The 18,379-nt window shown below is 52.9% G+C and carries 22 protein-coding genes; 12 read left to right on the plus strand and 10 right to left on the minus strand.

The window, feature by feature from the left end:
- Window positions 1-15: 15 nt before the first annotated feature.
- Window positions 16-552, minus strand: coding sequence for a CvpA family protein (locus tag BJU60_RS05100; protein WP_070327766.1), 537 nt, complete (start codon window positions 550-552; stop codon window positions 16-18).
- Window positions 553-560: 8 nt separating this feature from the next.
- Window positions 561-782 carry a cell division protein ZapA gene (zapA, locus tag BJU60_RS05105; protein WP_070327767.1) on the minus strand — a complete coding sequence of 74 codons (222 nt, stop codon included), beginning with the start codon at window positions 780-782 and terminating at the stop codon, window positions 561-563.
- Window positions 783-992: 210 nt separating this feature from the next.
- Here zapA and BJU60_RS05110 point away from each other — a divergent pair, with 210 nt between their 5' ends.
- The 3 genes from BJU60_RS05110 to BJU60_RS05120 all read left to right on the plus strand — a co-directional run bounded on the left by BJU60_RS05110 (window position 993) and on the right by BJU60_RS05120 (window position 3,368).
- Window positions 993-2,207, plus strand: coding sequence for a dicarboxylate/amino acid:cation symporter (locus BJU60_RS05110; RefSeq protein WP_070327768.1), 1,215 nt, complete (start codon window positions 993-995; stop codon window positions 2,205-2,207).
- A gap of 81 nt (window positions 2,208-2,288) precedes the next feature.
- Window positions 2,289-3,128: a GNAT family N-acetyltransferase gene (locus tag BJU60_RS05115; RefSeq protein WP_254281655.1), complete on the plus strand. Its 840-nt coding sequence runs from the start codon at window positions 2,289-2,291 to the stop codon at window positions 3,126-3,128.
- Window positions 3,129-3,170: 42 nt separating this feature from the next.
- Complete coding sequence (locus tag BJU60_RS05120) at window positions 3,171-3,368, plus strand: hypothetical protein (RefSeq protein WP_233589617.1); 198 nt, start codon at window positions 3,171-3,173, stop codon at window positions 3,366-3,368.
- Window positions 3,369-3,401: 33 nt separating this feature from the next.
- Here BJU60_RS05120 and BJU60_RS05125 read toward each other — a convergent pair whose 3' ends face one another.
- Window positions 3,402-4,706, minus strand: a complete 1,305-nt coding sequence (locus BJU60_RS05125) for a murein hydrolase activator EnvC family protein (protein WP_367946373.1) — start codon at window positions 4,704-4,706, stop codon at window positions 3,402-3,404.
- Window positions 4,707-5,009: 303 nt separating this feature from the next.
- Window positions 5,010-5,528 (minus strand): VanZ family protein, encoded by a 519-nt coding sequence (locus tag BJU60_RS05130; protein ID WP_070327772.1) that lies wholly within the window; start codon window positions 5,526-5,528, stop codon window positions 5,010-5,012.
- 159 nt (window positions 5,529-5,687) lie between these two features.
- On the opposite strand from BJU60_RS05130, the gene BJU60_RS05135 reads away from it, so the two are divergent.
- The gene (locus BJU60_RS05135; protein ID WP_070327773.1) at window positions 5,688-6,164 is read left to right on the plus strand and encodes a glutathione peroxidase; all 477 of its coding nucleotides are present in this window, start codon (window positions 5,688-5,690) and stop codon (window positions 6,162-6,164) included.
- Between the two features lie 43 nt (window positions 6,165-6,207).
- On the opposite strand, the gene BJU60_RS05140 is transcribed toward BJU60_RS05135, so the two are convergent.
- Together BJU60_RS05140 and BJU60_RS05145 are read right to left on the minus strand one after the other, a co-directional pair.
- Window positions 6,208-7,128 (minus strand): CAP domain-containing protein, encoded by a 921-nt coding sequence (locus BJU60_RS05140; RefSeq protein ID WP_070327774.1) that lies wholly within the window; start codon window positions 7,126-7,128, stop codon window positions 6,208-6,210.
- A 21-nt stretch (window positions 7,129-7,149) separates the two neighbouring features.
- Window positions 7,150-7,596, minus strand: coding sequence for a MarR family winged helix-turn-helix transcriptional regulator (locus tag BJU60_RS05145; protein ID WP_070327775.1), 447 nt, complete (start codon window positions 7,594-7,596; stop codon window positions 7,150-7,152).
- A 117-nt stretch (window positions 7,597-7,713) separates the two neighbouring features.
- Here BJU60_RS05145 and BJU60_RS05150 point away from each other — a divergent pair, with 117 nt between their 5' ends.
- The 3 genes from BJU60_RS05150 to BJU60_RS05160 all read left to right on the plus strand — a co-directional run bounded on the left by BJU60_RS05150 (window position 7,714) and on the right by BJU60_RS05160 (window position 10,330).
- On the plus strand, window positions 7,714-8,127 hold the full coding sequence (locus tag BJU60_RS05150; protein WP_083273990.1) for an organic hydroperoxide resistance protein: 414 nt from the start codon (window positions 7,714-7,716) through the stop codon (window positions 8,125-8,127).
- A gap of 98 nt (window positions 8,128-8,225) precedes the next feature.
- A complete protein-coding gene (locus tag BJU60_RS05155) occupies window positions 8,226-9,083 on the plus strand; it encodes a metallophosphoesterase (RefSeq protein ID WP_070327776.1) in 858 nt (285 codons plus the stop codon).
- A gap of 107 nt (window positions 9,084-9,190) precedes the next feature.
- Window positions 9,191-10,330, plus strand: a complete 1,140-nt coding sequence (locus BJU60_RS05160) for a zinc-dependent alcohol dehydrogenase (RefSeq protein ID WP_070327777.1) — start codon at window positions 9,191-9,193, stop codon at window positions 10,328-10,330.
- Window positions 10,331-10,371: 41 nt separating this feature from the next.
- Here the strand turns inward: BJU60_RS05160 and BJU60_RS05165 are convergent, their stop codons facing one another.
- From BJU60_RS05165 to abc-f, 3 genes are all read right to left on the minus strand, one after another.
- Window positions 10,372-11,274 carry a cation diffusion facilitator family transporter gene (locus BJU60_RS05165; protein WP_070327778.1) on the minus strand — a complete coding sequence of 301 codons (903 nt, stop codon included), beginning with the start codon at window positions 11,272-11,274 and terminating at the stop codon, window positions 10,372-10,374.
- A 117-nt stretch (window positions 11,275-11,391) separates the two neighbouring features.
- Window positions 11,392-12,165, minus strand: a complete 774-nt coding sequence (locus BJU60_RS05170; protein ID WP_070327779.1) for a hypothetical protein — start codon at window positions 12,163-12,165, stop codon at window positions 11,392-11,394.
- Window positions 12,166-12,177: 12 nt separating this feature from the next.
- Entirely contained in the window at window positions 12,178-13,875 is a 1,698-nt protein-coding gene (abc-f, locus tag BJU60_RS05175; protein WP_070327780.1) for a ribosomal protection-like ABC-F family protein, read from the minus strand.
- Between the two features lie 366 nt (window positions 13,876-14,241).
- Between abc-f and BJU60_RS05180 the strand changes: the two genes are divergently transcribed.
- From BJU60_RS05180 to BJU60_RS05195, 4 genes are all read left to right on the plus strand, one after another.
- The gene (locus tag BJU60_RS05180; protein WP_070327781.1) at window positions 14,242-15,153 is read left to right on the plus strand and encodes an MBL fold metallo-hydrolase; all 912 of its coding nucleotides are present in this window, start codon (window positions 14,242-14,244) and stop codon (window positions 15,151-15,153) included.
- 63 nt (window positions 15,154-15,216) lie between these two features.
- Window positions 15,217-16,050: an aldo/keto reductase gene (locus tag BJU60_RS05185; RefSeq protein WP_070327782.1), complete on the plus strand. Its 834-nt coding sequence runs from the start codon at window positions 15,217-15,219 to the stop codon at window positions 16,048-16,050.
- A gap of 13 nt (window positions 16,051-16,063) precedes the next feature.
- Window positions 16,064-16,678: a PH domain-containing protein gene (locus tag BJU60_RS05190; RefSeq protein ID WP_070327783.1), complete on the plus strand. Its 615-nt coding sequence runs from the start codon at window positions 16,064-16,066 to the stop codon at window positions 16,676-16,678.
- A gap of 14 nt (window positions 16,679-16,692) precedes the next feature.
- Window positions 16,693-16,971: a hypothetical protein gene (locus BJU60_RS05195; protein WP_070327784.1), complete on the plus strand. Its 279-nt coding sequence runs from the start codon at window positions 16,693-16,695 to the stop codon at window positions 16,969-16,971.
- Window positions 16,972-17,013: 42 nt separating this feature from the next.
- Here BJU60_RS05195 and BJU60_RS05200 read toward each other — a convergent pair whose 3' ends face one another.
- Window positions 17,014-17,538 (minus strand): DUF1836 domain-containing protein, encoded by a 525-nt coding sequence (locus BJU60_RS05200; protein WP_070327785.1) that lies wholly within the window; start codon window positions 17,536-17,538, stop codon window positions 17,014-17,016.
- A gap of 125 nt (window positions 17,539-17,663) precedes the next feature.
- Between BJU60_RS05200 and trhA the strand changes: the two genes are divergently transcribed.
- Window positions 17,664-18,308: a PAQR family membrane homeostasis protein TrhA gene (gene trhA / locus BJU60_RS05205; RefSeq protein ID WP_070327786.1), complete on the plus strand. Its 645-nt coding sequence runs from the start codon at window positions 17,664-17,666 to the stop codon at window positions 18,306-18,308.
- The last annotated feature ends 71 nt before the right edge of the window (window positions 18,309-18,379 follow it).

An 18,379-nucleotide genomic window follows, 5' to 3' on the forward strand; every position in this document is an offset into this window, starting at 1 on the left:
TTCCGGCCTGTCGTGTCACAGCATCTTATTCGAGAACCAGTCAGATAGGTATGGCGTATCCTGGATGATGAACGTCGCGAGCGACGAGTTGTCGACCGCATTTTGGACGCCCGCCATCGGGACGAACGCAATCACCCAAAGGATGAAGAACGTGATGACGTATGACTCGAAGAATCCGAGCACGGCACCGATGATGCCTTTCAATTGGCGCAAGATCGGCAAGTCCGTCAAGAAGTCGAGCATCGACAAGATGAGATGCAAGACGAGCTTCGTGATCAGGAACAAGATGACGAACCAAAAAACGTTATAGAATGTCATCTCGATGCCTGACAGTGAGTTCAAGTCGAGCACACCGCCCGGTAGCGTCCCGTCAAGTTGTGACGGATATGGGATCCAAAGCTTGAACGCTTCGGCGAGATCCCGGTAATAGGCGTTGGCGACAAAGAAACTGATGATGAGCGCGACCCAATGGCCGAGCTGGAGGATCGCTCCACGGCGGAAGCCGTTAATGATCCCGATAAACAAGAAAAACAGTATAAGTAGAGTAACCATGGATTGATTTATTCTCCCGTATTTCGTTTAATTTTGACGTGATCGCTCGCAATTTGGATGGCGGCGAGGACCGCTGCCTGACGAGCGTCTAGCTGAGGGGACTGTTCACGAATCTCGCGGATCTTACTATCGACGAGAAAGCCCACTTCCCTCACATGATCGGCTGACTCCTCGCTAACAATCGTATAGTCTTGCCCCGCAATGTGAATCGTTGTTCGTTGTACCTGCACGTGTCACCCCTCCTTTACGTCTGTTCCAAATTAATCATAACATCGTTTGTATATTAGGAAAAGGAGAAGACCCCTTCCTTTTTCCCACTAACATTTTGTGATACCCTGTTCAGAAGTTGTCAAACGTCAATCTTCACTAAAATTCGAAGATAGGCTGGCAACACGCAGGGAAATGTGCGAAAATAGCAACAATTCAAACATTTAGAAAGGATGATTTATTTGAAATTAAGGATTGGTCTTCTAGGCCGCATCATCATCGCTATCGCTTTCGGGATATTAGTCGGTAGCATCGTACCAGAAAGCCAGAACTGGATTGTACGGACGTTCGTCACGTTCAACACGGTCTTCGGACAATTCTTAGGCTTCGCCATCCCGCTCATCATTCTCGCCTTCATCATTCCAGGTATCGGGGAACTTGGAAAAGGCGCCGGGAAACTAGTCGGCTTGACGGCCGCGATTGCTTACGTATCGACGATCGTCGCCGGTACACTCGCCTACTTCGCGACGAGCAACCTGTTCCCGCAGATCTTAGCACGCAGCACGGCATCAGCTGAAAACCCAGAAGAAGCACTCTTGAAAGGTTTCATGGAGTTTGAGATTCCACCGGTATTCGGTGTCATGACGGCGCTCATTCTCGCGTTCGTCATCGGGATCGGGATCGCCGCGATCGAGAGCAAACGCTCACTCGACCTCGCCATGGACTTCCGCGATATTATCGAACTACTCATTAGTAAAGTCATCATTCCATTTTTGCCGATCCACATCGCCGGAATTTTCATGAACATGACGTACGCCGGTCAAGTCGCCGAAATTTTGTCGGTGTTCTCGCTCGTATTCGTCACGATCATCGTCCTTCACGCGACGATGCTCATGATTCAATATTCAATCGCAGGCGGGCTCAATAAAGAGAATCCGTTCAAACTGCTCAAGACGATGATGCCGGCTTATTTCACAGCCATCGGCACACAGTCGTCAGCCGCGACGATCCCGGTCACGCTTCGTCAGGCAAAATTGAACAACGTCGATGAAGGCGTCGCCAACTTCGTCGTCCCGCTCTGCGCGACGATCCACTTATCAGGCTCGACGATCACGCTCACATCGGTCGGTGTCGCCCTCATGTACTTGAACGGCATGCCGATGTCATACGCGATCGTCCTCCCGTTCATCCTCGCCCTCGGCGTGACGATGATTGCGGCGCCAGGTGTTCCTGGTGGGGCCGTCATGGCATCACTCGGATTGTTCGGGTCGATCCTCGGATTCGATGCGACGATGCAAAGCCTCGTCATCGCGCTATACTTGGCGCAAGACAGCTTCGGTACGGCGACGAACGTCACAGGTGACGGCGCCATCGCCAAAATCGTCCATTACTTCAAACGCAACACGAACTTGCTCGACGACGCGAAAGCGCGCGAAGACATCGCTTAACGAGTTACGAGCTAGACAACGGGCAGGCCTCACGGTTTGCCCGTTTTTCATACATATACAGAAAGGGTGTCGACTTTGGAAGTGAAAGTTTGGAACGACCCGTTCGCGTTTTCGGAACGCGTCATGTCGGAATTGTTGAAAAAAGAGGCCGAGAACAGCTTGATGATCGGCATCCTTGAAAATATTAAGCGAGACCTATACGACACCTACCATCAGTTGACGGTCGAGGACGATGGACAGCTCCTCGCCATCATGCAAGTCACACCGCCGCACCCGTTCAATTACGTCGTCGTCGACACGTCTCAGGCAACATCGATCCACGCGGCTGTCATCCCGGCTCTACTGCAGCTAGACATCCCGTTCACAGAAGTCGTCTCCGAAAAGACACATGCCGAGACGTTCGGTGCCATGTGGGGGAAACGGACGGATGAAGCAGCGTCGACGTTCATGTCGCAAGGGCTCTATCGATTAGACCGCGTCAACGACATCGTTCTGGCCGGCGGGTCGATGCGCCAGGCGACCAAGTCCGACCAGCCTCTTTTAGAGACGTGGTACCGTGCCTTTGAACAAGACTCGGGACTCGAACCATCACATGACGAAAGAATGGTCTCTGTCGTCACTTCAATGATTGATAACGATGACGCCTTCATCTGGGAAGTCGACGGCACACCCGTTTCGTGCGCAAAGCGCTCCCGCCCGACGTTGAATGGCATCACGGTGTCTTTCGTTTACACGGCTCCTACGAAACGCGGAAACGGATACGCTCGCAGTCTCGTCGCCGTGCTCAGTCGTCGATTGCTCGAAACGAAATCGTTCTGCACGCTCTACACCGATTTGACCAACCCGACGTCAAACAAGATTTATCAAGAAGTCGGCTACCGGCCGATCATGGAATCTTCGTGGATCCGGCTCGCTAGATGAATCATCCCGCCTCCCCTATACTAATAGATGGAGGCGATTTTTATGAGGAACTGGTGGAAGCAAATCCCGAAACGAGTCCGTTCGGTCGTGTCGACCGTCTTCGTCGGCTCGATCGTTGCCTACATGCTGATCGTCGGTGGCATGAGCGTCTTTGCCGACCCGAATCTCGACACGCTCTTGCTGAGCGTCATCGGGGCCGCCTTGCTGACGTTTATCGCTTATCGGGCAATAAAAAAGTGATCGACGCGTTCGTCGATCACTTTTTGTATACGTTTAGAAGAATGAAGCTGGGTTGACCGTGCTACCCGCGCTCGAAGACGAGTACGAGTAACCGCCACGGTGAATCTCGAAGTGCAAGTGCGAACCAGTCGAGTTACCTGTGCTACCCATGCCGCCGATGTTCTGACCTTGCGAGACACGTTGGCCAGCCGATACCGACACCGAGCTCAAGTGAGCGTAGACCGTCGTCCAAACTTGTCCGTTCAAGACGTGCGTGATGATGATGTGGTTCCCGTAGGCGCCGCCCCATCCTGCCGTCGTGACCGTACCTGTTTGCGCTGCATAGATCGGTGTGCCGACCGGTGCCGCGATATCAAGACCGTTGTGGAACGTATAACCGTTCACACCACTTGCAGGTCCAAAAGGTTGTGTGAGACGACCGCTAGCAGGACGTTGGAACATGCCGCCGCTTGCCGGTGCCGCCGCTACAGGTGTTGCCGCTGACGCGCTCGGCTTGCTTGACGAACCTTGTTGCTTTTGTTGTTTCGCTGCTGCTGCAGCTGCCGCCGCTTCCGCAGCCGCTTTACGTTTCGCTTCTTCAGCCGCACGACGTTGTGCTTCGATTTCTGCCTTGATTGAAGCTTCTTGTGCTTGGAGCGTTGATTCCATTTCTTTCAAACTCATCAATTTCGATTCGAACTTGATTTTTTCAGCGTTGAGCTTCTTGACTTTAGCCGCCCGCTCTTTCATTTTCTTGTCGAGCGCTGTTTTACGTGCTTCAAGTTCTTGCTTTTGTTTAACGAGAGCGTCGCGCTCGGCTTTCAATTCAGCCTGTGCTGTCGCAAGCTTTTCTTTCGTCGCTTGGTACTCTTCAAAAATTTGCTTGTCGTTCTCTTGAATCGTACCTGCTGTGATCATACGAGTAAGCAAGTCACCGAAGTCTTTTGATCCGAAGATGAACTCGGCCCAGTCGATCGACCCGCCGCCGTTCTTTTGCATCGTTGCCATGCGCTCTTTCATAAGTTCTTCTTGTGCTTTCATTTTTGCTTCATACTGCTTGATTTGTTTTTCAAGCGCGGCAATTTTTTCTTGCGTAGCACGAATCTCAGCTTTCTTTTGTGCGACGTCGTTGATGACGTCTTGGAGTTCAGCGTCTAGCTTGTTGATTTCTTGCTGCTCTTTGCTGATCGCTTGTTCGCGTGATTGGATCGAAGAGTTCGCTTTGCTCTGCTCAGTGCTATTCTTTTGTTGCTGCTGTTGGACCTTTTTTTGCTTGTCTGTAAGTGACGCTGCAAAACCAGGTGTCGTGCCGCTGATTAGAAGAGCGCCTAAAGTGACGGTTGCTGCAAGTTTCTTCAAGTTAATCAATGTGCTTACCTCCGCTGAGTCGTGTGAATTTCTATAGGATAATAGATGAATGAGTTCTGTATAGTTTTGCGAGAATCCGTCTCGCCCTGTGACTCATTATAGCAATCTAAACCTAAAGTTATTTTACACTTATATTTCATTCGCGTTACATTGACCTGATTTAGGTTTTATCCTCGATAAAACGTGGGTATTTAACGGGCTCAATCCACAAATTGTCACAAAATATGAATTTAGTAAAAAAGAAAAACGCCTTATGAAAGCGCTTTTCAAATAATGACCTATACTATTTTTTATCTACCTGACCGATACATAACCTCTCCGTTGGTGTTTGTTACGCTTTCTGACGAACAAATAATAGCCACCAAAGAGCAGGACGCCGCAACAAGCGCCGAAGCTGTCTAATACGACGTCTTGAATGAGCGGGGTGCGTTCCGGGGTCAGACTCTGATGAAACTCATCAAAGATGGCGACCGTGTTCGCGAGCGCCCAAGCGAACAACAACACGAGCCACGCGTTCAGTCTCGTCCGTGACACGGCTTTGACGAACAACGCACCTAAGGCGAAGAAGACCGTGAAGTGTGCCGCTTTCCGAATTAAAAATTCGATCAAGCCGACGCTTCCTTTGTCTTCGAGCGAGACCGGGCTGCCGGCATAGTCGAAGTCGACGTTCGAGAGGGCTGGTTCGGCCCACGTCCAATCGAAGCGATCGAGCGGCGAGACGATGCTTTGGTCAGAGTACGGCGTCGCACTCGAGACGAACAAGCCGATCAGGATCAACGCGATCCAAATGAATTCATTTTTCAGTATGTACATAACACCTTTCCTTTCTACAACGATTCATTATACGGGTTCCGTTCGATTTCATTGTAACAGCGACCTCATCGTTTCGTGACAATTTGATTGCGGACAACCGGTTCAAAGTCGTTCGCAATCGAACGGCTTGCTATAATGAACATAAAAAGGGGGAATCAGATGATGATCTATCAGTACGAAGCAGCCGACATGAGCGGCAAGCTGCAGCCTTTATCCAAATACGAGGGGGACGTCCTCTTGATCGTCAACACGGCGAGCAAGTGCGGCTTCACACCTCAATTAGACGGCCTTGAAAAGCTATTTGAACGCTATCAAGGTCAAGGTTTCCATATTCTTGGCTTCCCGTGCAACCAGTTCGGCAACCAAGACCCGGGCTCGAACGAAGAGATCAGCGAGTTCTGTCAATTGAACTACGGCGTGACGTTCCCGATGTTCTCGAAAGTCGACGTCAACGGCAAAGACGCCCACCCGCTCTTCCAATACTTATCGAAAGAAGCACCTGGCCTGCTCGGCTCGAAAGCGATCAAGTGGAACTTCACGAAGTTCCTCGTCGACCGGAAAGGCAACGTCATCGAACGGTTCTCACCGCAGACGACACCGGACGAGATCGAGCGAGCGGTGAAACGCCTGCTCTGACCGCTAAAAAGGATGGTCCGCCCCTCTAGGGTAGACCATCCTTTTATCGTGGTGTGATGAAGTTGATTGTATAGAATGGACTGTTGTCTTCATTATAAACGAGACCGACCGAGGCGTGCGTGAAGTCTCGCTTTAAGATGTTCTCGCGGTGACCGAGCGAGTTCATCAGTCCCCAGTGAGCGTGAAAGACGCTCATCTGTCCCATCGCCAAGTTCTCCCCGGCGAGCGAGTAGGCAAGTCCGGCCTCATTCATCCGTTCGAACGGGTCGCGTCCTTCGGGGTCGGTGTGGCTGAAGAAGTTGTTCACTGCCATGTTCTCACTATGCGCCCGTACGACCGGAAGAAGCGGCTCATAGTCAGCGAGTGCGGATAAACCAAACTTTTGACGGTCCCAGTTCATGAGCATGCGCATGAGCGTCTCGTTGGACACGATGCTCTCGGCCGAGACGTCTCCATAATAACCGTCGCTCGACTCCTCGACGCTCCGTTCAACGGAAAGAATGCCTTTCAGCTTGTCTTCGTCATGTTGGTCAAAGAACATCGTGACGTAATTGCCGTTCATCGCATAGACCGAGAACGAAGGATCGTCCGGGATCAAGTAACGTTTCAACCCTTTATCGTAAGACTTCACTTCGTCGAAGCCGATGTTCTCGACTTGTTGTCGTGTCGTCTGATCAAGGACGAGCCCTTCGAACGTGCTGCCCGACTCGAATTGGTATTGCCCTTTTTTGGCACCATCCTCGTCGACGAGCTCAAGCGTCCGGTCGCCATTTTTCTCGAGCAAATACCAGTCGTGACCGGCATATTGGCTCGCGAACTTTGGAGCGTCGGTCGCGATGCGCTCTTCCACCACTTCCGTCGACTTCACCTGGACGCTCGTCGGCGCCGATACGTTCGGCACCTCATAGTTCCAAGCCGTATATAGACCAATCCCGATCAATAGAATAAACAGTTTACGAAACATATCGTCTCCTTTCGTGAGAACCTAGCCCTGTCGCTCACCGAATTCACGCAGACGCGATTTGATATCGATGAGCATCTCCATATAAGCGAAATAAGTCGCTTCGTCTATATTTAGCATACCACTCACTTTGACCGGCACGTCCTCGGCCTGCTCACGAAGTGCGCTGCCCGATGCAGTGAGCGACACCAACACCCGGCGCTCATCATCGGTCGCCCGGATTTTCTCCACGTATCCGAGTTGGGTCAACCGTTTGATGAGCGGTGACAGCGTGCCCGAATCAAGCGTCAACCGTTCCCCGAGCTGTTTCAAATCGATGTGATCTTCTTCCCATAAAACGAGCATGACCAAATACTGGCTGTATGTGAGTTTGAGCGGCTCTAAGATCGGCCGATACAAACGTGTCAATTCTTTTGAGGCGGTGTAGAGCTGAAAGCAAATCTGATGCTCTAATGTTAACGAACTTTTCATATAAATTCCTCCGGCTAAAGTCTTAGGTCAAGCATATCACTTGAATATCTGTTTGACTGCCCTATAATTAAATTGTGCACAACTTAATTGTTAAAAACGAAACGGAGGAATTTAATTATGAAACCACTATTCACAGCTTCAGCAACAGCTCTCGGTGGCCGCGAAGGTCGCGTCACATCTACGGACGGCGTCATCGACTTGAGCGTCGCAATGCCAGGATCGAAACAAGCAGAAGAGTCGACGAACCCTGAGCAATTGTTCGCAGCCGGATACGCAGCTTGCTTCGGCAGCGCGTTGAACCTCGTCATCGGTAAAGAGCGCGTCAAGACAGATGGCACGAGCGTCACTGGCCACGTCACACTTAACCAGAACGACGAAGGTTTCTTCATCTCGGTCGAGCTCGAAGTCGAAATCAAAGGTGTCGACCAAGCAACTGCTGAGCGTCTCGTCGAAGCAGCGCACCAAGTGTGCCCGTATTCGAAAGCGACACGCGGCAACGTCGACGTCAAATTGACGACAAACGTCGCCTAATCCCCTGCCCGCTCAAATATGAGTGGGCTTTTTTTTGCGTCCACACCTATTAACAGAGTAGAATGAAGAGACAAACATCCGACCGAGGAGGCGACACGATGCTAAAAGGAAAACGAAAGTTCATCACGTTCGGCATCGTGGTCGTCTTTCTGTTCGCCGCCCTTTACAACGGGCTGACGATTAGAGAGTACGAGCTGACGACCGATAAGCTCGAAACTGGTCAATCGTTACGCGTCATCCTCCTCTCGGATTTGCACGGCTATTCGTATGGTGAAGACCAAAAAAATCTGATTGAAAAAGTTCGTGAACAGCAACCTGATCTGATCGCGCTTCCCGGTGATTTGCTCGATCGATACCGCTCGCCAGACGCCGCTTTCGAACTGATCGAAGGGCTACAAGGAATCGCCCCGATGTATTTCGTCACCGGCAACCATGAAATTGATGAATCAAGTGATTTCGTCCGGCACGACGTCAAAGACGTGTTTCGTTCGTTTGGTGTGATCGTGCTCGAGAACGAAGCTGAGACCGTGACCGTCAACGGAGTCGAACTCATCATCGGCGGCGTCGAGGACCCGCTTCGCACGTACGCCGAAAACATATACGGGAACTGGGAGCAAGACGTCTTGACCGCACTTGACGACGTCGAAACGGACGACACGTTCAGCCTGCTCTTGTCCCACCGGGCGGAACAAGTCGAGACGTACGCCGAGCTTCCGTTCGACCTCGTCTTGTCGGGCCACGCCCATGGCGGCCAGGTCCGTATCCCTTATCTGTTGAACGGGCTTTACGCGCCTGACCAAGGCTTCTTCCCAAAATATGCGGGCGGCCTGTATGAACACGATTCGTTCACCCATATCATCGGCCGCGGCTTCAACTACACAGTCAGCGTACCGCGTATCTTCAATCCACCCGAGATCGTCGTCATCGACATCGCGGGTACTGGGACTCCTTTATGAGTCCTTTTTTCTATTCCCGTTCGCGGGTAGATTCATGCTCGCACCATACGGGTACAGTAACCATGTCGTCGTTCACCTGTTTTTCAAAAAAAGGAGGTAACCAACGTATGCGTGCTGTTACTTATCAAGGGACGAAAAACATCGAAGTGAAAGATGTGTCGGACCCGGAAATCGAGAACCGAGAAGAGATCATTGTCAAGATCACGTCGACGGCCATCTGTGGGTCTGACCTTCACATTTACCAAGGCAACATGCCGGCACGGCACGGGTTTATCATCGGACACGAACCGATGGGCATCGTCGAAGACATCGGACCAGACGTGACGAAAGTGAAAAAAGGCGATCGCGTCGTCTTACCGTTCAACGTCTCTTGCGGCCATTGCTTCTATTGTGAGAATGAAATGGAGAGCCAGTGTGACAACTCGAACCACGCCCCGCACACAGATGCGGGCGGACTGTTCGGTTACACTGAACAGTTCGGGAACCACCCGGGTGGTCAGGCCGAATACTTGAAAGTACCGTATGGTAACTTCATGCCGCTCGTCATCCCAGAGTCGTGCGAGCTCGAGGATGAGGCACTGTTGTTCCTCTCCGACGTCATCCCGACCGCATGGTGGAGCTTGGACAACGCTGGGATGAAGGCCGGTGACACGGTCGTCGTTCTCGGGTCGGGCCCTGTCGGCTTGATGACACAAAAACTCGCCTGGGTGCGCGGCGCAAAACGCGTCATCGCTGTCGACCCGGAAATCTATCGATTGAACCGAGCCAAACTCTCAAACAACGTCGAAACCGTTTTGTTGAAAGACCCGGTCGAGACCGGCAAATACATCCGGGAAATCACGGGTGGTGGCGCCGATATCGTCGTCGACTGTGTCGGTATCGACGGGAAGAAAACCCCGATCGAGAAAGTCGAGCAAAAGCTGATGATCCAAGGCGGAACGCTCAGCGCCATCAAAGTCGCCAAAGAAGCCGTCCGCAAGTTCGGTACGGTCCAATTGACCGGTGTCTACCCGATGAACTATAATCAGTTTCCGATGGGTGACTTCTTCACGCGCAACGTCACGCTTAAGACTGGTCAAGCTCCGGTCATCCACTACATGCCTGAGCTGTTCCAGATGATCGTCGACAAGAAGTTCGACCCGACCGACATCATCACCCACCGCCTGCCGCTCGAACAAGCCGCGGACGCCTACAAGATGTTTAACGACCACCTCGACGACTGCGTCAAAGTCGTCCTGAAACCATAACAAAAGCGGTCCCCGACTCTTGTCAGGGACCGCTCGTGCGTTTACCAGATCGTTCGTTCCTCGCAGTGTGCCGTCTCTCGTTCGATTTGAACGGTCGAACGGCCGAACGACCCGTACTGCTTCATCCGTTCCGTCACGTCGTGCAGCACGCGTTGATCGTCTGCCGCTTCATCGATCAACACGTGGCACGTGACGGCGTACTCCTCAGACGTGATCGACCAGACGTGGAGGTCATGCACTTCTTTGACGCCTTCGACGGTCGCAAGGTCACGCTGCATCGCAACGACGTCGACTTTGTCAGGCGCCCCTTCCATCAAAATATGGACGGCGTCCCGGGTCACGCGGTACCCGCTCACCAAGATGAGGAGTGCGACGAACATACTCGCGATCGGATCAGCGAGCGTCCACCCGAACATTAGAATGAGCAGCGCCGCCGTGATGGCCCCGACCGATCCGAGCAAGTCTCCGAACACGTGCAGGAGCGCGCTCCGGACGTTCAAGTTGTCCCGCTCGCCGCGCATCAAGATCCACGCCGCGAGCACGTTGACGAGCAATCCGATGACGGCGATGGCGAGCATGCCACCGCTTAAAATCTCTGGTGGCGCGAACAAGCGCTTGTACGCCTCGATGATGATATAACCTGAGATGACAAGGAGCGTCAATCCGTTGACGAACGCCGCCAAAATCTCAAAGCGGCGGTACCCGAACGTCTGGTTCGGTGTCGCCTTCTGGGCGCCGAACCGGACCGCCAAGAAACTGAGCCCGAGCGCTGCCGCGTCGCCGAGCATGTGCCCCGCGTCCGATAAGAGCGCGAGGCTGTTCGTCCACAGACCGCCGATGACTTCGACGACCATGAACGTGACGATCAACAGAAATGCTAGCAATAATGCTCGTTGATTCGTTGTGTGGTGGTGGCCTTCGTGGCCATGATCATGTTGTCCCATGCGTCATCGCTCCTCTCTCCCTTCATTATATCCCTCTTCTTCCCATCATTCAAACGTTCGTTTGAATGAATTCAAAAAAAGAAGCGCCGACAGGATGCACCCTCTCGACGCCAGCATTTACTTTTGTTCAATTCGGACCCGCATGACCCCGTTATACGGGAACAGCTTCAATTGAAGCGTCTCCCCGTCATACCAGCTGCCCGCGCTTTGGGCGCTCGCCGCCTCAAGTTCAGGCGTCATGGCCGTCTGACGGTCCCAATCGATCGCTTTCACTCGTTGGTCACGCACCATTAAAAAGAAGCCATTGTAGAAGTGGTACTCGTTCACTTGGTCGCGCTGGACGGACGCCGGTGCCCCGAGTGTCGATCGGACCGTCGCCACGTCTTGTCCGAGCCAGTCCAAGGCAGGCGCTGAAGCCGTCGGCACGACCGTTTGCCACGCCTGTTCCACTTCATCGTCCGAGACGCTAGTCGCTTCCTCGGTCACGCGCTCTTCCGTCACCCATCCGGTCGTCCGCTCGTTCAACTGAAGTTTGACGAATCCACTGACGGCTTCGAGCCGTTCGAACCGGTCTCCAAGATCCGCCTCATATAGAACGGTCACACGATCATCAGCATACACTTTCGTGTACGGCGTCGCGATGTAGACGACGTCCTCACTCGGCTCTTCTTCAGTCGCTTCCTCTTCAGGTTCCGCCTCTGTCCCGCTATCGACTTCTTCCGTCGAGATGTTGTCCGACTCAGGCAGTGCCGTCTGCTTTTGCGAATCGATGTACGCCGCGAACGCGATGACACCGATCAATGAAGCGATCAACAAGACCGCCGTCGCTAACCGTAACAACCGTTTTCGTTTCCTTGACGCGGCCCGTGATGACCGAACTTCTTCCTTCATTATTCTCCACTCCTACTCGTTTCGTCTCATCTGTTCCGATTCGTCAAACGGCTTCACGTTTCCTGCCTCGTCAACAAATTTTTGTTCGTCATTCGTCAGCGCCTCGAGCGTCTGAATCGTCGCTTCGACGTCGATGGGGGGCGTGTCTTGTCCGGCTTCTAAAATCCGCACCGTCTCGCCGAGCTCGATCGTCCGGTCCGTCAGCTGATGGAACGTCCGGTCGTGCGAGATGAGGATGAGACCGCCCCGGTAGATCGATAAGGCCGCCTCGATCTGTTCGCGTGTCGCGACGTCTAAATAGTTCGTCGGTTCATCAAGCGCGAGCATGTCTGCATCCGAGAAGTAAAGGATGAGGAATGCGATTCGACACTTCTCGCCCATGCTCGCCTCACGCATCGGTTTATAGACGTCGTCACGACGGAACAAGAAATGGGCCAGGAGCGTCCGCGCTTCCGTCTCCGGAATGTCGCTCGCGGATAATAGTGAGTCAAGCAGCGTCCCATCCTCGGGCAACCGCTCGAGCGTCTGTGAGAAGTAGCCGATTTTCAGTTTCGGATGGCGATGCACAACACCCTCGTTTGGCTCAAGCTGCCCTAAAAGCAGCTTCAACAGCGTCGTCTTCCCACTCCCGTTCGGTCCGACGATCGACAAGCGGTCTCCTCGATTGAACGTGAACGAAAGATGCTCGAACAACGGCTCGTCATACCCGAACACGACGTTCTCGACCGTGATCCACGTCTTCGCCTCAAGCGGTTCCGCTTCGAAGCGGACCGAAACGCGCCCCGCGTCTTTCGGTTTGTTGGGACGCCCTTGTTCGAGCTGATCGAGTTTTCGTTGCCTTGCTTTCATCTTGACGGCAAGGTTCGCCGCCCCTTTCTGAGCACCAGGACTGCGGACGCTCGCCGTCGCTTTCGCCTTCAAGTGCCAGCCTTTGTACTGGACGATCATATCGAGCAGTTCCGACTTGCGCGCCACATAGCGCGCATGGGCCCGCTCGTCACGCACCCGTTCCTCGGCTTTTTGCTGCTTATAGGCGCTATAGTTGCCCGGATAGCGGACGACCTCGCCGTCACTCAGTTCAAGGATGACCGTTGCGACGTCATCGATGAACTGGCGGTCGTGGGAGATGGCGAGCACCGTGCCCGGAAACTCACGCACCCAGCGCGTCAGCCAGTCGATCGAGTCGACGTCGAGATGATTCGTCGGCTCGTCGAGCAAGACGACGTCGACGTGACGCATCATGAGCCGGGCCAATTGTGCCCGCGTCTGTTCGCCGCCGCTCAAGTCAGAAAGCCGTCTTAATCCCATTCCATCCATGCCGATTCGTTTCAACGCCTGGTTCGCCTCGGCCTCGAGTCCAAAAGCGTCACACGCCATCGCCTCGTCATACACCGCGAGCACGCGCTCCGTGTCGCCCGATGTGACTTCTTCGTATAAGCGGAACCGTTCGCTGTCACCTTTCATGACGTACGCGAGCGTCGTCCCCTCCCCAACAAAAACGGTCTGTTCGACGACACCGACTTTCCCTACTACTTCGATTCGACCGGCCTGAGGGCTCAGTTCACCGACGAGCAATTTGAACAACGTCGTCTTCCCTGACCCGTTTTGGCCGAACAAGACGGCCCGTTCGCCTGTTGCCACATCGAACGAGACGCTGTCAAATAGCGGCTGCTGGTCGTAGTCGAACCGGACTTGATGTACAGATAACATAGTTGTCTCACCTCGCTTATTAGTCCGCTACGCGATGAAACAAAAAACACCATTCGCTAGAAAGCGATGGTGTGAAGATCTCCGGTCAAGCGGAAAAAAGGGGTCACCCCGCAGCTTGAGATTGGACACACTTCACCCGTGACTGTTCAGACGAACAGTGATGATTCGTTTCATCAGTTGAGTGAGTGTGACTTTTTCATAGCACGCGGTACCTTCCTTTCCTAATCTACTGCCACCTTACCAAAATGTAAGCGGATTCGCAACCAGCAAACCCACAATCTCCCATTGTTTCTACGCCTATGGGCGGATGCATGTCTTAGTCGTCAGCGTTAAGATGAAACTATCCTATATATCGAGGTGACTCACATGAAATTACGCAACTTACTCGTCCCGAGCGCTGTCTTGGCAAGCGTCGGCACGTTCTTTTATACACGACTGAAACAGCGGTTACCGCGTCCTGACTTTAAAGAGGCGCCGATCAAACCGGACTTGTCCATTTTCGACGAGACGAGCGTGAGCGCCACGTGGATCGGCCACTCGACCGTGCTCATCCATTGGTACGGCCTCAAAATTTTGACCGACCCGGTATTCTCAAAACGGATCGGTGTCCACGTCGGTCCCGTCACGTTCGGTATGAAACGGCATACCGCCCCTGCCCTCTCGATCGAAGAGATCGGTCACGTCGACGTCATCTTGCTCAGCCACGCCCATATGGACCACTTCGACCATAAAAGTTTGAAGCGGCTCATCACACGTGACACGGTCGTCATCTCGGCACCGGGGACGAGCAAACTGTTGCGTCACTATCCGAGCCTACAGACGCTCGAGATGCATCCCCACGACAAGTTGACACTCGCGAACGGACTTAACGTCCAAGCGATCCCAGTCGCGCATTGGGGCAACCGCTTCCCGTGGGACAAACATATGGGCTATAACGGCTACGTTTTGAAATATAAAGGCGTCCGTATGCTGTTCGCCGGCGACACGGCGTACACCGAAGCGTTCAACGGGCTCGCGAGCAAAGAACCGATCGACCTCGCCTTCTTCCCGATCGGTGCGTATCAACCGGACTCGTTCCAGGAAGCGCACTGCACCCCGGAACAAGCGTGGACGATGTTCAAGCAGAGCGGAGCGAAACGGTTCTTCCCGATGCACTGGGACACGTTCGTCTTATCGTACGAGCCGGTCGAGGAGCCGTATGACCGCCTCGTCGCCGCAGCTAAGCTCGAACGCGATCAAATCGTGATCAAGGCGCACGGAGAAAGCATTCGGCTATAGGTTTCGCTTTCACTTTGTCGTGATTTTCGGTAACGTTAGATGTGAGAGGGAGGGAATCAAATTATGGAATGGACAACACTCAATAATGATGTGAAACTGCCGATGCTCGGGCTCGGCGTGTACAAAGTTGAAGACGGGGCGGTCACGGTCGACACGGTCAAGGCGGCACTCGACGCCGGCTACCGGTTGATCGACACGGCCGCCATCTATCAGAACGAAGAGAGCGTCGGGCAGGCGATCCGTGAGTCGAGCGTCCCGCGCGAAGACATCTTCGTGACGACGAAGCTGTGGAACGAGTTTCACGGCTACGACGAGGCGCTCCAGGCGTTTCAAGACAGCCTCGACCGACTTGGCCTCGACTATGTCGACTTGTTCTTGATCCATTGGCCGATGCCGCGCTTCGGTAAGTTCGTCGAGACGTACAAAGCGCTCGAACAGTTGTATGAGGAAGGCAAAGTACGGGCCATCGGCGTCTCGAACTTCGAGATTCAACACCTCGAACAGATCATCCAATCGTGTGCGATCGTACCGGCGGTGAATCAAGTTGAGATCCACCCATACTTGTCCCAAAAAGAATTGATCGCGTACTGCAAGCGCTACGACATCCAGATCCAAGCGTGGAGTCCGCTCATGAAAGGTCGTGAGGCGCTCGAGGATGCGACGATCGTCGACATCGCGAGCAAGTACGGCAAGTCCCCGGCCCAAGTCATCTTACGCTGGCATCTTCAAAACGGTGTCGCCGTCATCCCGAAATCGGTCACACCGAGTCGGATTCGTGAAAACATACAGGTATTCGACTTCACGTTGACGAAAGAAGACATGGCAGCGATCGACGGACTCAACCGGAACGAGCGGACCGGGTCCGACCCGGTCGAGATGCACAAAATCCACTACTGAGGAGAGACTGTACATGTTCAAAAAACTAGCTTCTGATTTGACAGGCTTTAGCGATATCGGTGAAGTCATCGACCCGAAAGACTTCGACAAGGCCGATGCCGACGATTACGTCTTACATGAGGACAACGAGAAGATTTACTTCTTGATCAAGTCGAAATCGGATGAGTACTGCTTCACGAACCTCGCGATGATCCATCTCGACGGCGCGAGCGCCATCAGTTCGAAGCGCGTCTTGTATCGTTATCCGTACGCGCAACACCCGCTCCAACACGTCATGTTCGAGACGGCCGGCACGGTCGACTTAGACGTCGAGATCAAGTTCACAATCGGCGATAAGCCATACTCGATCGACGTAAACAAAAAGCAAATCGAGCACGTCAAAGACTTGTACAAATCACTCCTCGCCATCGCTGATAAACAGCGTGAAGGCCGGAAGATGCTCGAGTTCGCCAACGCGTCGCTCACGCATTCCGTGTCAGTTCTGAGTGGCCTCCGTCAAGGGGACATGAACGTCGCGACGACGTTCAAAGACTTGTCGAAACAATCGTTCGACTGGCTCCAAGGCCACTATCACGAATGGAACCGAAAAGATTTCGGTGACGTGTTCGAGAAGTACATCAATAATTAACTTGGTGGTGACGTATGGACTACATGTGGTTGTTGATTGCGTTTTTCTTGTTCATGCTCGTGATTTTGACTGTGTTCATCAGTAGTGTGCTCAACGCCTTGCTCAGGCACCTCCACCCGTTAGTTCATATCACCGTCATTTTGTTTTTATCGTTCACGTATGAGCGTCTAATGTTAGATTATAATCTCTTATGGACGCTTTTCATTCTTGTGACCATCAGTTATTTAGCACCACTTCTCGTCATTAAAATGTACAACAAAGGTGAGCGCTTCGAACGCGAACATCTAAAATGACAAAATGTCCCCTAGACTACAAACGGAGTCTAGGGGACATTTTTATTTACTTTCGTCGATCAACCGTTCGGCGAGCCGTTGGTACAAGTGGCTCATATGCACGGCCGAGGCGATGGCGAGCGACTGTTGGATTTCACTTGCTTCAGTCGCTTTCACGTTCGCGAGCAGCGTCTCGGCTTGCGTCTCGAACGCCTGCAAGTTCTGTTCTTTCTGAGCTTGATAGGCGTCGTAAAAGTCTTCGAGCGAGAACGCCTCGTCCGATTCGTTCAGCGGCCGGAGCGTCTCTTTGATGTCGTTGATCGACAACAGCCCTTTCATCTCATAGATCAACCCGAGGAGCATCAAATGCTCGTTCGTGTACTTCTTGTTTTTGACGGGATGGAACAACTTGCCTTTAGCGTAGTTGTTGATCATCGTCTTCGTTAAAATCGTCTCGTCTTCATTACGTTTCATCTTGCCGTAATGCTGCTCGAACAGTTGGATGACTTGGTCCATATATAAGTCGATCGTCGGCAATACCGCTTTCGGGAGCGTGCCTTCCGTCCGTACAATCTCGTTCGGTTTCATCGAATCACCTCACTTTCAGTATACGGACAATCGTCGTTTGTCGAAACAAAAACCTTGTTCTTCTTGCCCATACCGCTTATCATGTAGTTATGGATACTACATGACGTCATAAGGAGTGTTTTTGCATGAATTCGATTTTTCGGGAACCTATTAACGCGCTGACCCATCTCGCCGGAGCGGTACTCGCCTTCATCGCCTTGATCGCGATGACGGTGAAAGCGTCACTGCTCGGCTCACCGCTCGCCATCATGGCGGCGATTTTGTTCGGAATCAGTCTCGTCTTTCTTTACTTATCGTCTGGTCTCTACCACAGCATCATCGCCTCGCCGAAAGTCATCGCGTTCTTCCGACGAATCGATCATGCGATGATTTACGCTTTGATCGCCGGGACATACGCCCCGCTCACACTCCTCGCGCTCGAAAGCCCGATGCGCTGGGTGCTGTTCGGTATCGTCCACGTCCTCGCCTTGTTCGGCATCATCTTCAAACTTGTCTGGTTCCACGCCCCACGCTTCTTGTCGACTGCTCTCTACATCGGCATGGGCTGGCTGTCGGTCTTCTTCATCGGACCGCTCCATAGCGTGATCGGCAACGGCGGCATCTTTTGGCTCTTGCTCGGAGGCTTCATGTACACGGTCGGCGGTCTCATCTACGGCTTCAAACCGAAGTTCGTCAACTGGCGCGGTTGGGGCTTCCACGAGGTGTTCCACTTGTTCATCTTGTTCGGCAGCTTCGCCCACTTCGTCTGCGTGTTCTGGTACGTCTTTTAAGTCCTCCTCGTGAGGGCTTTTTTTGTGAGCACATTCATTTACTTCAATTTCAAGACATCCTACACTGACTG

This window comes from Exiguobacterium aurantiacum, assembly GCF_001766415.1.
GTDB lineage: Bacteria > Bacillota > Bacilli > Exiguobacteriales > Exiguobacteriaceae > Exiguobacterium > Exiguobacterium aurantiacum_A.

Coding starts and splice junctions, on each gene's coding strand:
- BJU60_RS05100 (WP_070327766.1), bottom strand. CDS start 552: ATGGTTACTCTACTTATACTGTTTTTCTTGTTTATCGGGATCATTAAC.
- BJU60_RS05110 (WP_070327768.1), top strand. CDS start 993: ATGATTTATTTGAAATTAAGGATTGGTCTTCTAGGCCGCATCATCATC.
- BJU60_RS05120 (WP_233589617.1), top strand. CDS start 3,171: ATGAGGAACTGGTGGAAGCAAATCCCGAAACGAGTCCGTTCGGTCGTG.
- BJU60_RS05130 (WP_070327772.1), bottom strand. CDS start 5,528: ATGTACATACTGAAAAATGAATTCATTTGGATCGCGTTGATCCTGATC.
- BJU60_RS05135 (WP_070327773.1), top strand. CDS start 5,688: ATGATGATCTATCAGTACGAAGCAGCCGACATGAGCGGCAAGCTGCAG.
- BJU60_RS05140 (WP_070327774.1), bottom strand. CDS start 7,128: ATGTTTCGTAAACTGTTTATTCTATTGATCGGGATTGGTCTATATACG.
- BJU60_RS05145 (WP_070327775.1), bottom strand. CDS start 7,596: ATGAAAAGTTCGTTAACATTAGAGCATCAGATTTGCTTTCAGCTCTAC.
- BJU60_RS05150 (WP_083273990.1), top strand. CDS start 7,714: ATGAAACCACTATTCACAGCTTCAGCAACAGCTCTCGGTGGCCGCGAA.
- BJU60_RS05155 (WP_070327776.1), top strand. CDS start 8,226: ATGCTAAAAGGAAAACGAAAGTTCATCACGTTCGGCATCGTGGTCGTC.
- BJU60_RS05160 (WP_070327777.1), top strand. CDS start 9,191: ATGCGTGCTGTTACTTATCAAGGGACGAAAAACATCGAAGTGAAAGAT.
- BJU60_RS05165 (WP_070327778.1), bottom strand. CDS start 11,274: ATGGGACAACATGATCATGGCCACGAAGGCCACCACCACACAACGAAT.
- BJU60_RS05170 (WP_070327779.1), bottom strand. CDS start 12,165: ATGAAGGAAGAAGTTCGGTCATCACGGGCCGCGTCAAGGAAACGAAAA.
- abc-f (WP_070327780.1), bottom strand. CDS start 13,875: ATGTTATCTGTACATCAAGTCCGGTTCGACTACGACCAGCAGCCGCTA.
- BJU60_RS05180 (WP_070327781.1), top strand. CDS start 14,242: ATGAAATTACGCAACTTACTCGTCCCGAGCGCTGTCTTGGCAAGCGTC.
- BJU60_RS05185 (WP_070327782.1), top strand. CDS start 15,217: ATGGAATGGACAACACTCAATAATGATGTGAAACTGCCGATGCTCGGG.
- BJU60_RS05190 (WP_070327783.1), top strand. CDS start 16,064: ATGTTCAAAAAACTAGCTTCTGATTTGACAGGCTTTAGCGATATCGGT.
- BJU60_RS05195 (WP_070327784.1), top strand. CDS start 16,693: ATGGACTACATGTGGTTGTTGATTGCGTTTTTCTTGTTCATGCTCGTG.
- BJU60_RS05200 (WP_070327785.1), bottom strand. CDS start 17,538: ATGAAACCGAACGAGATTGTACGGACGGAAGGCACGCTCCCGAAAGCG.
- trhA (WP_070327786.1), top strand. CDS start 17,664: ATGAATTCGATTTTTCGGGAACCTATTAACGCGCTGACCCATCTCGCC.